Here is a 14,694-nt window from a genome sequence, read left to right as displayed (position 1 = left end):
TATAAAAATGTCGTCAGGCGGGTAAACGCTGGGAAAGAAAGTTGAGCAGCAGCGGCTCATTGACGATAGTGGAGCGGTCGATTTTGCAGATCCGGCCCGTAGCGGTGCTAATCATCAGATAGCTCATTGAACTGCCAGCCCCCTCCTCGCGCTGGGTGCGAATACTGGCGATCTGCGCATACGGCACCGCCCGGTTTTTGTGTTCAAGCCGATCCGCCAGCGCGGTCACTTTGCCGAATTTAAGACGTCCATCGGCGGCGAGGCGCGCCCCCAGCGCAGAACCGTGTCGCCGGACAAGTTCAGCAGCCAGTCGGTCGTAAATTCCGTTGCCATCGTTCCAGAAATCAAGGTAGATGACGTACTTCTTGCCGCCACTGTGGCGCAAGATGAGTTTGTCGGATTGGTGGAGCAGACGCATTGATTCAAGCGCATCGTAATGGATAACACGATGCCCGGCCTGCAACGCGGTTTCGGTTAACGTCATCCTGCGCGGCGTAAACAGAAACAGAACTGTGACGCTGAATTTCCAGATGATAAACAACAGGCCCACCAGTAGCGATATACCGGAAAGCCGATAATTCACGGTGGCTGTTGCTATGCTGAGAATAAAAAAACCGATCCCGATAGCAAACCATTTCAGCTCCGAAAGCGAAAGATGCCGGGTGTATTGACGACTTTCCATGATGGTATGGTATCCCTGATTTTACTGTCGGCGTATTACGTCAGGTTGAGTAAGGAAGCTATATCCGTTATGTTTTAGGTTATATACACTTCATCCTTCAGGCTGCCGGAGCAACTATTGTACGCTCCCGGAGATTAATGAGAGACATCCTGCCTCTCACCGAAGACCAACCACGAGCCTATACACCATTCGGTGTAAATGCCTTTCTCGGAAGTGAACGTCCAGGCGGCTACCGAACCCGAGCGTGATAATAAAGCGACTCGTTGTCATGAGCCAGTCCCTTAGCGACATTGTCCATTTTCGGATGTCGGCCTGAATTGCCAGTCACACGACCTTTTTCACTGACTCGTCCGTCGGAAACACCGTACGCTTTTTAATAGCATGTTGATTATCTATGCCGGAAATGCGGGTCTGGTTTTTCTTCAGCAGACGATCGAACGGGCTGAGATCTTCAGGTATTTTGAGATTTTGGCCAGTGCATTAGCCAGAGCCTGCAACTGTTTTTCGTCCATAAAGCAACCAGCTTTTGATGTTGAATCGAACATATCAAAATCAGGCAATTACACAATTTTAATTACAGTCTCATTTTGAGTTCGGAAGCATCCGTTTCCCTCTTAATTTTGTTGGGATTTCTCTTTGTTGCGAGCCTGGTCTGAACTAATTGCCTGGCTACTTGCCTTGTTTCGTCAATATTTGGAAAATCGAACACATTTCCAACTTTTACTTTCAAGACAGAACTTGGCTTCCTACCCTCACTGACATTACGATCTGACGAGGCTACTCTTCGCTGGATTACGTAGGATTTTTTCGTCAAACTGGCTTTTACCCCGAAACCAGCAGGAGCTTCTCTGTGGTCATCGAAAACAATGTAGAGTTTTTGAGCTGGGTTAGCTTCGAAAACGATTTTTCCAGAGCGACTGAGTGCAGGCTTAACATTGATACTTAACTTGTTGATAATGAAAGGCTGGCTGAGAGTTGTTTTCAAAGTATCACCCCTGTTGTAGTCCAGGAATGATGAGAATGTAACCTGTCACATTTTAGGCTACAGGTGAGCTACAAATTTATGGGTTTATGTGAGTTTATAAGGGTTTTACCTGGGGCCACATGAGCACTTGAAAGAATAAAAAAACGAGTAAAATCAATATGAATGAGTCATTTGATAAGGACTTCTCCAACCACACCCCGATGATGCAGCAGTATCTCAAGCTGAAAGCCCAGCATCCGGAGATCCTGCTCTTTTATCGTATGGGAGACTTTTACGAGCTGTTTTATGACGACGCAAAGCGTGCGTCGCAGTTGCTCGATATTTCGCTGACCAAACGCGGCGCATCGGCTGGCGAACCTATCCCTATGGCGGGTATCCCGCACCACGCCGTAGAAAACTACCTCGCGAAACTGGTCAATCAGGGCGAATCCGTCGCTATTTGCGAACAGATTGGCGATCCGGCCACCAGCAAAGGTCCCGTTGAACGTAAGGTCGTGCGTATCGTTACGCCTGGCACCATCAGCGATGAAGCCCTGTTACAGGAGCGTCAGGATAACCTGCTGGCGGCTATCTGGCAGGATGGTAAAGGCTACGGTTACGCCACGCTGGATATCAGCTCCGGGCGCTTTCGTCTGAGCGAACCCGCCGACCGTGAAACGATGGCCGCAGAGCTGCAGCGCACCAATCCCGCCGAACTGTTGTATGCCGAAGATTTTGCTGAAATGGCGTTAATAGAGGGACGCCGGGGTCTGCGCCGTCGCCCGTTGTGGGAGTTTGAGATTGATACCGCCCGCCAGCAGTTAAATCTGCAATTCGGTACGCGGGATCTGGTCGGTTTCGGCGTCGAAAATGCCTCGCGTGGATTATGTGCGGCAGGCTGCCTGTTACAGTACGTAAAAGATACCCAGCGCACCTCCCTGCCGCATATTCGTTCCATTACGATGGAACGCCAGCAGGACAGCATCATTATGGATGCCGCGACCCGCCGCAATCTGGAAATTACCCAGAACCTGGCCGGCGGTGTCGAAAATACCCTCGCCGCGGTGCTTGACTGTACCGTGACGCCAATGGGTAGCCGAATGCTTAAACGCTGGCTGCATATGCCGGTACGAAATACCGACATATTACGTGAACGCCAGCAGACCATCGGCGCCTTGCAGGACACCGTCAGCGAACTGCAACCGGTGCTGCGTCAGGTCGGCGATTTGGAGCGTATCCTTGCGCGTCTGGCGCTGCGCACCGCGCGTCCGCGCGATCTCGCCAGAATGCGTCACGCCTTCCAGCAACTGCCGGAATTGCACGCTCAGCTTGAAACCGTTGACAGCGCGCCGGTACAGGCGTTGCGTAAAAAAATGGGCGATTTCGCCGAGCTGCGCGACCTCCTGGAACGCGCCATTATTGACGCGCCGCCGGTACTGGTCCGCGACGGCGGCGTTATTGCGCCCGGCTACCATGAAGAGCTGGACGAATGGCGCGCGCTGGCGGACGGCGCCACCGATTATCTCGATCGTCTGGAAATTCGCGAGCGCGAGCGTACCGGGCTGGATACGCTGAAAGTCGGCTATAACGCGGTACATGGTTATTACATTCAGATTAGCCGTGGTCAAAGCCATCTGGCGCCCATCAATTATGTGCGTCGCCAGACGCTGAAAAATGCCGAACGCTACATTATTCCTGAGCTTAAAGAGTACGAAGATAAAGTTCTGACCTCGAAAGGCAAAGCGCTGGCGCTGGAAAAACAGCTATATGACGAATTGTTTGATCTGCTGTTGCCGCATCTGGCCGATTTACAGCAGAGCGCCAACGCGCTGGCGGAGCTGGATGTGCTGGTTAACCTGGCCGAACGCGCCTGGACGCTGAATTACACCTGCCCAACATTTACCGATAAACCCGGTATCCGTATTACCGAAGGTCGCCACCCGGTGGTTGAACAGGTACTGAATGAGCCGTTTATCGCTAACCCGCTCAATCTGTCGCCGCAGCGCCGGATGTTGATCATTACCGGCCCCAATATGGGCGGTAAAAGTACCTATATGCGGCAAACGGCATTGATCGCCCTACTGGCCTATATCGGCAGTTACGTTCCGGCGCAAAACGTGGAAATCGGCCCCATCGACCGTATTTTTACCCGCGTCGGCGCAGCGGACGACCTGGCTTCCGGGCGTTCGACCTTTATGGTGGAGATGACCGAAACCGCGAACATTCTGCATAATGCCACGGAAAACAGTCTGGTATTGATGGATGAAATCGGGCGCGGTACCTCCACGTATGACGGGCTGTCGTTGGCCTGGGCCTGCGCGGAGAATCTCGCGAATAAGATTAAAGCGTTAACGCTGTTCGCTACCCACTACTTCGAGCTGACCCAATTACCGGAGAAAATGGAAGGCGTGGCGAACGTCCACCTGGATGCGCTGGAACACGGCGATACTATCGCGTTTATGCACAGCGTGCAGGACGGCGCAGCAAGTAAGAGCTATGGCCTGGCGGTCGCGGCGCTTGCGGGCGTCCCTAAAGAAGTCATCAAACGCGCGCGCCAAAAACTCCGCGAGCTGGAAAGCATCTCGCCCAATGCGGCGGCAACGCAGGTGGACGGCACGCAAATGTCGTTGCTTGCCGCCCCGGAGGAGACATCGCCTGCCGTTGAAGCGCTGGAAAATCTCGATCCGGACTCCCTGACGCCACGCCAGGCGCTGGAGTGGATCTATCGGCTGAAAAGTCTGGTGTAAACGTGTCAGACCCGATAGCGCCGCGCTATCGGGTCTGCGCGCCGGAACAGGCTTTTCAGGCTGTGACTGTCGTTTCGTGTAAATGACGCCAGACTATCCGTCCTCTTTCCCTTTTTAAAATGACCGTCGACCAGCGTACCGTCTCAGCCTGGCCCGGCAGTTGCTGGCGCTCACGATAACGCAGCGCGGCGCCTTCCGGCCACTCCGCCACAAGGTCAATATGCTCAACCACGATAACCAGCCCCGGGCGCCCCCCGCGCTGCGCCTGGAAAAAAGCGCCGAGCGCCGGATAATCCAGACAAACACCGCCTGGCGTTATCATCGTAAAATCAGCAGCGAAACGCGCTATCAACGCATCTATGCTACCCATCCCCTTACTAAGCCAGCTCTCAATCGCCGCATGGGCGTGAATAATTTCATCTTTATATGGATTCATGGTCTTTCCTTTTTCAGGCACAGAAGCGCCTGTCTATTGTTCAGACAGACAGCGTAAATAAGGGGCAGCAGGGTGATACCGGCGGCGGCAATAAAGGTCCAGCGATAAGCAACCTCAAGCGACATAACGCGCTGGAGCGCGTTTAACAGCAGCGTCAACAGCGTCGCGCCAAGGAAAAAGCTGAGCTGACGATTAAGATTCCATAGCGCGCTGGCCTCAGGCATGTCCCAGCGAGCAATAGTCAGGAAAGCGCCACTCTGCGCGGTACTGCTGCACAAACTGCCGCCAGCGCCCATTAAGGCGAATATCATCATCAGTACACGGTGCGATGTCGCAGGCGTAACGTTAGTTAAAAGCAGTATCCCTGCGGCCTGAAGTAGACAGCCGACGATAATCAGCGGACGCGGCCCAAGCCGATTGAAGTAACGTCCGGTAAGCATAATGGCGACAAATGAAGCGATCGACCAGGGGAGCATCAGCGACCCCGCCGCCGCAGGCGATAGCTGCGCGACGTTCTGTAGATAGAACATCCCGACCACGCTGATACCAATGAACATACCCGGCACACACAGATAGACGATCATGGCAAAACGCAGCAGCCTGTCCGTCAACAACGGCAGATGGAGCAATCTTGCTGACGCCATTGTCGTCGACGCGACATTCAGCCAACGATAAGCGAGCAATAAGGTGAGAACGGCCACCGGCAGCGTGGCAAAGAATATCCAGCGCCAGCCGCACGTTTCCACCAGCAGCCCGCCAATCGCAGGCGAACATGCCGGCGCCAGTAGCGCCACCATCATGACAACCGATGACACGCCAGCGCGTTCATGCGGTTTAAACTGTTGCCAGGTTAACGCCTGACCAACCGGGATCAATAAGCCACCGCCCGCCCCCTGCACAATACGCCAGAAAACAAGGCTGTGTAATGAATCGGCAAAACCTGCGGCAGCGGCGGCAACGCTAAACAGAATGAGCGAAAATATGATCAGCCGTCGTGCGCCGAGATAACGCGAAAGAAACGCGCTAAACGGAACGATCAGCGTTAATCCTGCGATATAACCATTACTCACCCATGCCAGCGCCGATATGGACGTATGCAGATCCACGGACATCGCAGGAAAAGCCACGCTGGCAATAAACAGATTAATCAGATCAAGAAAGAAGCCGAGCAGGTAAACCACTGCCACTTTACTGCGATACGTCATTATGCATCCTCCGTCAGAGGCGCTAATGTAGCCGTCCGGAGAAAGCCAGATAAGTCCGCGCGTCAACGATATACTGTCAAAATAATTTTGACAGTAAAGGAGCTCGCCATGCTCAATTTGCAGCGTATGTCGCTGTTTATCGCCGTGGTAGATAGCGGCAGCTTCACGGCGGCGGCGGCCGCATTGGGCCAAACAAAAGCGGTAGTGAGTTTTAATATTCGGCAGCTTGAAAAAGAGCTTGGCGTAACGTTACTGCTACGTTCCACCCGACGATTGACGCTCACAGACGCCGGCGTCCTCTTTTACCAAAAAGGCGTGAATTTACTCAACGCCGCGAAAAATTTGCAGGATGAAGTGCGTGCCAGCCATAGTGGGCTGGGCGGCGAGTTACGTATTACCACTACGCCCGAGTTTGGCGAACAGGTGGTCATTCCGGTACTGGCGCAGTTTAGTCAGCGCCATCCCGATCTCCGTATTCGGCATATGTCCTCATCACATCATGCCGATTTAATTGCCGAGCGCTTTGATGTGGCGATTCGGCTTGGCTCGCTGGCGGACTCCCGCTATCGCGCCGCGCTGATATCCCGCTTTACCATTCTGCCGGTCGCCGCGCCGCAGTGGCTCGCCCGCAACCCCGTGTCGTCGCTGGAGTCGTTGGCTCAGGCGGAATGGATTATTCATGAGCGATTACCTACGCCGCTACGGTGGACAGTAACGAATAATCATGGCCAACACTCACGCCTGGAGATAAGCAAAGCCGGCAAAATTTCTGTCGACAGCGCGCGCTCGCTGATGGCCTTCGCTCTCGCGGGAAGCGGCGTCGCATTACTGCCGCAATGGTTAGTCAACACCGCACTGGAGGATGGAACGTTAATTCACCTGTTACCCGACTATCATTTTCCCCGTCAGGGCATTTATGCCGTTTATCCGGACGCCCGCCATGTATCGACAAAAGTACGCACATTTATTGATTTTTTACGTTCGCAATGGGATTGCGGGGAGCACGCCCCATCATTGTAGCCAGTCCGGGAGCATTGCGCTCCCGGACGGATAATACCGTCTTAATCCTTAACTACCAGCTTGTCTTTGATCCCCTGCGCCTGCCAACGCACCCACAGCATAATTGCCGCCAGAACGACAATCGGCAGTAACGGATCGAGCCAACTGCCGCCGGAACCGAACAGCAGGTTAATCAGCGCCACGCCGGTGCCGCCAATCGCCCAGGCAATGGTCGTCGGTACAGACCAAACCACCATCTGCTGTTTGACATCAGAGACGCCCATCATGCGGTTAACCACCCAGAACAGGCTATCGTTGAAGTAGCCGAAAAACAGCGACCCCATCGTTGCGGCCTGAGCGGCAAGCAACATATTGATGCCGGGGATCTGCGCCAGGATCGGCGCGGAAATCGAGGCGGCAGTGATCATCGCCACCGTCCCCGATCCCTGAATCAGGCGTACCAACGTCGCCACGATAAACGGGATCAGGATCGGCGAGATCGGCAGGTTGGCAACCTGCTCCGCCAGCTGTTGCCCCGCGCCGCTGTCGCGCAGGATCGCGCCCAACGCGCCGCCAGCGCCCGTGACCAGTAAGATAATCCCGGCGCTTTGCAAGCCCTCTTCCAGACGCTCTGCGGTGGTATGTTTATCCATGCGCGGCACCAGCGTATACACCGCCAGCAGAACGCTGATGGCCAACGCGATCACTGGGCTTCCCACAAAGTTGATTGCCTGTACCACCGGATGCGTCGCCAGGCCGGACCATCCTTCTACAGTGGCGAGGGTGGAACAGATAGCCTTCAGGAAGATCAGCACGATCGGCACCACAATAGGCAGCAGAGAGAGCGTCAGGCTCGGCAGATCCTTTTGCTCTTTCTCTTTATTGTACTGCTCCAGCGCGGCATTGACTTCATCGGCGTTCAGCGTACGCGGCACGAAATCAGGGTAGCGTTTATCCAGCCACTGCGCATAGAACACAATGCCGATCACACAGGGCACCGCCAGCGCCATCCCGGTCAATAACATTGCGCCGATGTCGACGTTAAAAATCCCGGCTACCCCCAGCGGGCCTGGCGTCGGAGGTACCGTATGGTGAGTGACCACCAGCCCGCCCGCCAGCGCGACGCCCAGCGTCAGTAGCGAACGTTTACCGCTTTTCGCCAGCGCTTTCGCCACCGGATAAAGAATGACAAAAGCGGAATCGACGAAAATGGGGATGCTGACAATATAACCCGTGATTGCCAGCGCCCACTCTTCACGGCGTTTCCCCAGCCATTTGATAAAGCTCCAGGCGATACGCTCCGCCGCGCCGGAAACCTCCAGCAAGCGCCCCATCATTACGCCGAGACCAATCACCAGGCCAATGCTGCCCAGCGTCGTACCGAATCCGCTGGTGATGACAGAGAGCGTTTTATCAATGCCCATTCCCCCCAACAGACCGGCGATGCAGGCCGCCGCCAGCATCGCGATCAGCGCATGAACACGGGTGCGTAACACCAGCCATACCAGCACGAAAACGGCAACGATCAGACCGATAATTGGGGTCGGTAAACTTGTCATGACCTCCCCTCCATATCATCTTGTCGAAAGCGTTCGATAATGTCATCGAAGCGTTTATCGGCGACAAAACCTAACGCCAGCGCACGCTGGTTATCGATACGTCCCGGCCAGGAGGCGACAATTTTCTCGACGCCTTCATCGCGCTGATGCGTAACCCGATCGCGCGCCGCCTGGCCGCCCGCCTGACGCAACGTTTCCAGCATCTCGCCCACGGTTACGCTGATCCCCGGTAAGTTGATGCTGCTCGCCTCGCCAGGCGCGGGTAACGTTGCGGCCAGCGACAGGTTATGGATCACCGTCGCCGGGCTGGAAATCCACAGCCGCAAACTTTCCGATACCGGGCAGACGGTCGTCTCGCCCTGCAACGGTTCACGAATAATCGCACTGACAAAAGAAGAGGCGGCGCGGTTTGGTTTACCCGGGCGAACACAGATCGTCGGCAAACGCAGCGCCAGCCCATCCACATAGCCTTTGCGGGTATAGTCGTTGACCAACAGTTCACAGGCGGCTTTCTGCGCGCCATAAGACGAGCGCGGCGTGAGCGCGGTGGTATCGGTGACGCATTCCGGCAGCGTACCGCCATAAACGGCAAGCGAGCTGGAGAAGACAAAACGAATTTTCTGCGGTTGTCGACGACACGCCTCAAGTAACTGGCGGGTAAGATCCAGGTTAACTTTCCATCCCAGATCAAAATCGTCTTCCGCATGACTGCTGACAATCGCAGCGAGATGATAAACAATAGAGGTATTAGCGGTAATCACATTCTCCAGCACGCCCGGCTGGGTTAAGTCAGCTTCCAGGCAGCGTAAACGAGGGGAATCTGATAACCGTGCAGGCATTTTTAAATCAACAAGAAGCAGTTCGTTAAACGCCAGCGATGAGTTTAATAAGGCGCTTGCGAGTTTCTGGCCTAAAAAGCCGCCCCCGCCGGTAATGATAATCTGCATCCGGATGTCCTCTTTATTGTTGTGTAGGGTAGTTCAGGGTTAGCGCCAGGCGTTAAACCAGCCAAGCCCGTCCTGAGTGGTATTCCGTGGTTGGTATTCGCAGCCTATCCAGCCGCGATAACCTACGTCATCGAACAGCCGGAACAGCCACGGGTAGTTGATCTCGCCATCATCCGGTTCATGTCTGTCCGGTAGCGAGGCGATTTGTACATGGGCATAGCGGCCCGCGTACTCGCGAATCAGGTGACTCAAATTGCCATCCACTTTTTGCGCGTGGAAAGTGTCGAGCTGGATGAATACATTCGGGCGGTCAACCTCTTCTGCGATGCCCAGCGCCTGATATTGGCTGGAAAAGAGGTAGCCGGGTTTAACGCCGGGACTCAGCGCTTCGATCAAAATACGTTTATCGTGGGCGGCAAACCGGTCGGCGGCATAACGCAAATTATCGATAAACGTGGCGCGATAACGTGCGCCATCAGCGCCATCCGGCACTACGCCCGCCATGATGTGAACCTGCTCGCATTCCAGCGCCAGAGCGTATTCCAGAGCCAGTTCAATATCGGCGCGCGCGTCGTGTTCGCGCCCCGGTAGCGCGGCACGTCCCCACTCGCCCGCCGCGGTATCGCCCGCCGAAGTATTAAACAGCGCCAGCGTCAGATCATGACGCGATAGCTGGGCTTTAATCTCGCTGGCGGCAAAGCCGTAGGGGAACAGAAACTCAACGGCCTGAAAACCGGCTTCGGCAGCGGCGGCAAAACGCTCGATAAACGGCACTTCGGTAAACATCATCGACAAATTGGCGGCAAAACGCGGCATCGGGTTATCTCCTTAACTGCGCAATTTCTTCGGTGGTTAAATAACGAATCGGGCGTTCGCCAAGGATAAAAATCAGCTTTGCCGTCTCTTCCAGCTCCTCGGTATTATTAGCGGCTTCCTGCAAATTCTCCCCGCACACGACCGGCCCATGATTAGCCAGTAAAAAGGCCTGATGCCGGGCCGCCAGCGCAGCCAAATCGCGGGCAATTCGGTCATCTCCCGGGCGATAGTAGGGAACCAGCGGAATGTCCCCCATCCGCATCACCACATAGGGGGTAAACGGGCGAATCACATTTTGCGGGTCCAGTCCTTCGAGGCAGGAAAGCGCCGTTGACCAGGTGCTGTGCAGATGAACCACGGCCTTGCAGCAAGGGTTATTGCGATACAACGCCAGATGAAAACGCACCTCTTTAGACGGTTTATCGCCGCTGAGCCATTCGCCCTGCAGGTCCACTTTGGATAGCCGCTGCGGGTCGAGATTACCCAGACACGAACCGGTGGGCGTCGCCAGAATATTGCCGTCCGGCAGTAGCAGCGAGAGATTGCCTGCCGAGCCGGTGGCATAGCCGCGCTGGAAAAACGAGGCGGCTATCCTGACCATCTCTTCTCGCAAAGCGTGCTCTTCTTTTGCCAGTGTCGTCATACCTGAAACTCCCTTTGAGCGCGGATGAAAAAGGATTCATCGCCAAAATTGCCTGACTTTAGCGCCAGCGAGACTGGCGCATGGAGCGCGTTGACCCACGGCACGCCGGGTGAAATGCACGGTCCAATGTGGAAACCGGTAATACCGAGGCTTTGCGTCACCACGCCCGAGGTTTCGCCGCCCGCCACAATAAACCGGGTGATACCGCCTTCCTCTAAGCGAGCGGCCAGCAGGGAAAAGAGCGCCTCTACCGCATAGCTGGCTTCGGTAGCACCATATTGCTGCTGGATGGCAGCCAGCGCCTGCGTGGAGGCGGTGGCGCTAATCATTGGCGCCAGTTCGCTGTCCTGACTGAGCACCCACTGCGCCAGCGCTTCAGCGTAGGCCTCGCGCGTCTCGGATGACAGGCAGCGCGCCACATCAACGTCGCGTGTGGGAGCATGTTGTCGATAGAAGGCCACCTGCTGATTCGTCATTTGCGAACAGGAACCGGAAAGCACCACCGCGCGACCGCTCAGTGGATAGCCTGCGGAACGGGCCTGAGAAACGCCGTGCTTCGCCCACTGACGCGCCAGCCCCATTGCCAACCCGGAACCGCCAGTCACCAGCGGGGCATCACGCAAAACCTCGCCCTGGATTTCCAGGTGCCGCTCATTGAGCGCGTCAAGTACCGCGTAGCGATATCCTTCCTGCTGTAAACGCGACAGCGCCGCACGGGTCGCGGCAACGCCTTCATCAAGCGTCTGAGCCGGAATAACGCCGCAGCGTCCTTGCGCCTGCGCTTCCATCAGACGCGGCAGGTAGCTGTCGGTCATCGGATTGATAGGGTGGTGGCGCATACCGGACTCCGCCAGCAAGTGGTTCATGACAAACAGATAGCCCTGATAAACCGTGCGTCCGTTAACCGGCAGCGCGGGAGAAATCACGGTAAATGAGGTATCCAGCGCCACCATCAGCGCGTCGGTGACCGGGCCGATATTGCCTTCGGCGGTACTATCGAAAGTCGAGCAATATTTGGAATAGACTTGCTGGCAGCCCTGTTTTTTTAGCCATACCAGCGCCGCCAGCGATTGTTTTATCGCCTCTTGCGCCGGGCATGAGCGGGTTTTCAGGCTGATAACCACCGCGTCGCATCCTTCCGGTTGCGTCCCGGTTGGAACATCATTGATCTGCACTGTCGGCATCCCGTTTTCGACCAGAAAACTGGCGATGTCAGTCGCGCCGGTAAAATCATCGGCAATGACGCCAATTTTTAACATGACGGCTCCTCAGGCGTGACGCCAGGCAGAGTAATCCCTGAGAAAATTTTGATCACAGCGCTGTCATCCTCTTTGCCATAACCGGCGTTACTGGCGCTGGTGAACATATTTAACGCCGTAGAGGCCAGCGGTAAGGGGAAGCGCAGCGCTTTCGCCGTGTCGGCAACCAGCCCCAAATCTTTGACAAAAATGTCGACGGCCGAACGCGGGGTATAGTCGCCGTCAACGACATGCTGCATACGGTTTTCAAACATCCAGGAGTTGCCGGCGGCATGGGTCACAACGTCATACATCACGTCCAGAGGAATACCGGCCCGCGCGGCCAGCGCCATCGCTTCGGCCGCCGCCGCAATATGCACGCCAGCCAGCAGTTGATGAATGATTTTGACGGTTGAGCCTGCGCCCGGCGTATCGCTGATGCGATAAACGTTGCTGGCAACGGCGTCCAGCACAGGCTTCAGGCGGGTAAATGCCGCCTCGCTCCCGGAGGCCATCACCGTCATTTCGCCCTGCGCCGCTTTTACTGCACCGCCGGAAACCGGCGCATCCAGCATGTTAAGATTCAATGCCGTCAACGCCGCGGCGATCTCTTGCGCGTCGGCGCTTGAGATCGTGGACGAAACCATCACCGCGCTTCCGGGTTTCATCAGATGGGCGACGCCATCCTCACCGAATAACACCTGTCTGACCTGGGCGGCATTGACGACCAGAATGACTAACGCATCCACGACGCCGGCGAACTCCCTGGCGCTGGCGGCAGCCCCACAAGCCCCTTCAGCGAGCAGAGTCGCGCACGCTTGCGGGTTAAGATCGGCCCCCCATGTGGAAAGCCCGGCGCGCAGGCATGAACGCGCAGCGCCCATTCCCATTGAGCCAAGCCCCACAATGCCGACATGAAAATCGGTTCCTGTTGTCATTATCACTCCATGTTAATTTACGTGATATTATGTTTTGTTATGTGAATATAGGCGTTTTTGTAAACAATTGCGGTGAGTTGTTTCACAAAAAATAACAAAATGTGTTATTTTTTGTGAAGGCAATCCTCATAGAACTTCACACGCTGTGACGAGAAATCGCGTAAAATCGCGACAGGACTAAAGAAAGGAGCAGACGTTGATACCTACTGAGCGTCGACAAATCATTCTTGATATGGTGGCGGAGAAAGGCATCGTCAGTATCGCTGAACTGACCGAGCGCATGCATGTATCCCACATGACTATCCGCCGTGATTTACAAAAACTGGAGCAGCAAGGCGCGGTAATCCAGGTCTCTGGCGGCGTGCAATCATCGACTCGCGTGGCGCACGAACCCTCGCATCAGATCAAAACCGAACTGGCGACGCCGCAGAAAGCGGCAATTGGCAAACTGGCCGCCAGCCTGGTACAGCCAGAAAGCTGTATCTACCTTGATGCAGGTACGACCACGCTGGCGATTGCCAGGCAGCTGGTTACGATGAATAAACTTACGGTGGTGACGAATGATTTCGTTATCGCCGATTACCTGATGGACAATAGCAATTGCACAATTATTCACACTGGCGGGGCGGTATGCCGGGAAAACCGGTCGTGCGTCGGTGAAGCCGCGGCGACGCTTTTGCGCGGGCTGATGATTGACCAGGCCTTTATTTCCGCCTCTTCCTGGAGCGTGCGCGGTATTTCAACGCCGGCAGAAGATAAAGTCACGGTGAAACGGGCCGTCGCCAGCGCCAGCCGCCAAAAAATTCTGGTGTGCGACGCGACCAAATACGGCCAGGTCGCGACGTGGCTGGCGTTACCGCTGGCGGAATTCAACCAAATCGTCACCGATGACGGCCTGCCGGAAAGCGCAATTCGGGCGCTGGCTAAAGTGGATATCTCACTGCTGATGGCCAAAAAATAGCAAAGCGGTGCAAGCCGCTTACGTCATCATCTTGCGTACCAGTTGCGTAAACTGTTCGCGTTCTTCAGCGCTCAGTCGCCCCAAAAACTCATCGTCAACGCGATCCCCCAGTGGTATCGCGGCGGTGAGCAACGTTTGGCCCTGAACGGTGAGATAGACAAAACGCCGACGTTTATCCAGCGGATCGTTTTCTCGCTTTACCAGCCCACGATTTTCCATCCGGCTTAACATCTCCGCCAGCGTCGCTTTAGTGCTGACCGCCGCTTCGGTCAGATCGACCTGTTCAATACCCGGATGTTCAGCAATAACGCGCATCACCGCATATTGAGGTTTGGTGAGCTCCGGTAGTTCATGCTGCCAGCGTGCGGTATGTTGCTGAAAAAGTTGGCGTAACAGATGAAACGCGGTGTTTCGTAACTCCATGAGCGCTCCGGATAAATTAACTTTTTCTATCATAACGACTTATGCACGGTTTTTTAATGACGAATGCTTTAGCTAAACGTGCGCAGGCGTCGGGAGCGATCTTGTCGCAAAGGCCGTGTGGGCGTATTTTGATCAA

General features: G+C 55.3%; 13 protein-coding genes and 2 pseudogenes. 3 read left to right on the top strand and 12 right to left on the bottom strand.

Annotated elements, in window-relative coordinates; genetic code table 11:
- Positions 1–13: 13 nt before the first annotated feature.
- From J4617_RS09900 to J4617_RS09890, 3 genes and pseudogenes are all read right to left on the bottom strand, one after another.
- A complete protein-coding gene (locus J4617_RS09900) occupies positions 14–682 on the bottom strand; it encodes a hypothetical protein (protein WP_000445914.1) in 669 nt (222 codons plus the stop codon).
- A gap of 156 nt (positions 683–838) precedes the next feature.
- Positions 839–1,078 (bottom strand): annotated as a pseudogene (locus J4617_RS09895) (hypothetical protein); the annotation flags it as partial.
- Between the two features lie 190 nt (positions 1,079–1,268).
- A pseudogene (locus J4617_RS09890) lies at positions 1,269–1,667 on the bottom strand (cytoplasmic protein); the annotation flags it as partial.
- A 158-nt stretch (positions 1,668–1,825) separates the two neighbouring features.
- Here J4617_RS09890 and mutS point away from each other — a divergent pair.
- The gene (mutS, locus tag J4617_RS09885) at positions 1,826–4,393 is read left to right on the top strand and encodes a DNA mismatch repair protein MutS (protein ID WP_001005807.1); all 2,568 of its coding nucleotides are present in this window, start codon (positions 1,826–1,828) and stop codon (positions 4,391–4,393) included.
- A gap of 55 nt (positions 4,394–4,448) precedes the next feature.
- Here mutS and J4617_RS09880 read toward each other — a convergent pair whose 3' ends face one another.
- Positions 4,449–4,829 (bottom strand): DUF4440 domain-containing protein, encoded by a 381-nt coding sequence (locus J4617_RS09880; protein ID WP_017465871.1) that lies wholly within the window; start codon positions 4,827–4,829, stop codon positions 4,449–4,451.
- On the bottom strand, positions 4,826–6,034 hold the full coding sequence (locus J4617_RS09875; protein WP_017465870.1) for an MFS transporter: 1,209 nt from the start codon (positions 6,032–6,034) through the stop codon (positions 4,826–4,828). The genes J4617_RS09880 and J4617_RS09875 overlap by 4 nt, the downstream gene beginning before the upstream one ends.
- An 87-nt stretch (positions 6,035–6,121) precedes the next feature.
- Here J4617_RS09875 and J4617_RS09870 point away from each other — a divergent pair, with 87 nt between their 5' ends.
- On the top strand, positions 6,122–7,054 hold the full coding sequence (locus J4617_RS09870; protein WP_072100737.1) for a LysR family transcriptional regulator: 933 nt from the start codon (positions 6,122–6,124) through the stop codon (positions 7,052–7,054).
- Between the two features lie 41 nt (positions 7,055–7,095).
- Here J4617_RS09870 and J4617_RS09865 read toward each other — a convergent pair whose 3' ends face one another.
- From J4617_RS09865 to ltnD, 6 genes are read right to left on the bottom strand one after another with little or no spacing between them, the layout of a single operon-like run.
- Positions 7,096–8,592, bottom strand: a complete 1,497-nt coding sequence (locus J4617_RS09865; RefSeq protein ID WP_000202725.1) for a gluconate:H+ symporter — start codon at positions 8,590–8,592, stop codon at positions 7,096–7,098.
- A complete protein-coding gene (denD, locus tag J4617_RS09860; RefSeq protein ID WP_017465868.1) occupies positions 8,589–9,539 on the bottom strand; it encodes a D-erythronate dehydrogenase in 951 nt (316 codons plus the stop codon). The genes J4617_RS09865 and denD overlap by 4 nt, the downstream gene beginning before the upstream one ends.
- A 39-nt stretch (positions 9,540–9,578) precedes the next feature.
- Positions 9,579–10,355 (bottom strand): HPr family phosphocarrier protein, encoded by a 777-nt coding sequence (locus J4617_RS09855; protein WP_001136901.1) that lies wholly within the window; start codon positions 10,353–10,355, stop codon positions 9,579–9,581.
- Between the two features lie 4 nt (positions 10,356–10,359).
- Entirely contained in the window at positions 10,360–10,998 is a 639-nt protein-coding gene (locus J4617_RS09850; protein WP_017465867.1) for an aldolase, read from the bottom strand.
- Positions 10,995–12,257, bottom strand: coding sequence for a 3-oxo-tetronate kinase (gene otnK, locus J4617_RS09845; RefSeq protein WP_017465866.1), 1,263 nt, complete (start codon positions 12,255–12,257; stop codon positions 10,995–10,997). The genes J4617_RS09850 and otnK overlap by 4 nt, the downstream gene beginning before the upstream one ends.
- Positions 12,251–13,174, bottom strand: coding sequence for an L-threonate dehydrogenase (gene ltnD / locus J4617_RS09840; protein WP_017465865.1), 924 nt, complete (start codon positions 13,172–13,174; stop codon positions 12,251–12,253). The genes otnK and ltnD overlap by 7 nt, the downstream gene beginning before the upstream one ends.
- Before the next feature lie 196 nt (positions 13,175–13,370).
- Between ltnD and ygbI the strand changes: the two genes are divergently transcribed.
- Positions 13,371–14,135, top strand: coding sequence for a DNA-binding transcriptional repressor YgbI (ygbI, locus tag J4617_RS09835; protein WP_000613184.1), 765 nt, complete (start codon positions 13,371–13,373; stop codon positions 14,133–14,135).
- A gap of 18 nt (positions 14,136–14,153) precedes the next feature.
- Here the strand turns inward: ygbI and J4617_RS09830 are convergent, their stop codons facing one another.
- Positions 14,154–14,558: a MarR family winged helix-turn-helix transcriptional regulator gene (locus J4617_RS09830; RefSeq protein WP_000423344.1), complete on the bottom strand. Its 405-nt coding sequence runs from the start codon at positions 14,556–14,558 to the stop codon at positions 14,154–14,156.
- Between the last annotated feature and the right edge of the window lie 136 nt (positions 14,559–14,694).

Source organism: Salmonella sp. 32010601201800023SM (assembly GCF_017572235.1).
GTDB classification, from domain to species: Bacteria; Pseudomonadota; Gammaproteobacteria; order Enterobacterales; family Enterobacteriaceae; genus Salmonella; species Salmonella enterica.
Note: the sequence above shows the minus strand (reverse complement) of the source record. Positions and strands in the feature narration are given on the sequence as shown.

Bases quoted from the DNA above. Each gene is read 5' to 3' on its own strand.
- J4617_RS09900 (WP_000445914.1), bottom strand. From the start codon at position 682: ATGGAAAGTCGTCAATACACCCGGCATCTTTCGCTTTCGGAGCTGAAA.
- mutS (WP_001005807.1), top strand. From the start codon at position 1,826: ATGAATGAGTCATTTGATAAGGACTTCTCCAACCACACCCCGATGATG.
- J4617_RS09880 (WP_017465871.1), bottom strand. From the start codon at position 4,829: ATGAATCCATATAAAGATGAAATTATTCACGCCCATGCGGCGATTGAG.
- J4617_RS09875 (WP_017465870.1), bottom strand. From the start codon at position 6,034: ATGACGTATCGCAGTAAAGTGGCAGTGGTTTACCTGCTCGGCTTCTTT.
- J4617_RS09865 (WP_000202725.1), bottom strand. From the start codon at position 8,592: ATGACAAGTTTACCGACCCCAATTATCGGTCTGATCGTTGCCGTTTTC.
- denD (WP_017465868.1), bottom strand. From the start codon at position 9,539: ATGCAGATTATCATTACCGGCGGGGGCGGCTTTTTAGGCCAGAAACTC.
- J4617_RS09855 (WP_001136901.1), bottom strand. From the start codon at position 10,355: ATGCCGCGTTTTGCCGCCAATTTGTCGATGATGTTTACCGAAGTGCCG.
- J4617_RS09850 (WP_017465867.1), bottom strand. From the start codon at position 10,998: ATGACGACACTGGCAAAAGAAGAGCACGCTTTGCGAGAAGAGATGGTC.
- otnK (WP_017465866.1), bottom strand. From the start codon at position 12,257: ATGTTAAAAATTGGCGTCATTGCCGATGATTTTACCGGCGCGACTGAC.
- ltnD (WP_017465865.1), bottom strand. From the start codon at position 13,174: ATGACAACAGGAACCGATTTTCATGTCGGCATTGTGGGGCTTGGCTCA.
- J4617_RS09830 (WP_000423344.1), bottom strand. From the start codon at position 14,558: ATGGAGTTACGAAACACCGCGTTTCATCTGTTACGCCAACTTTTTCAG.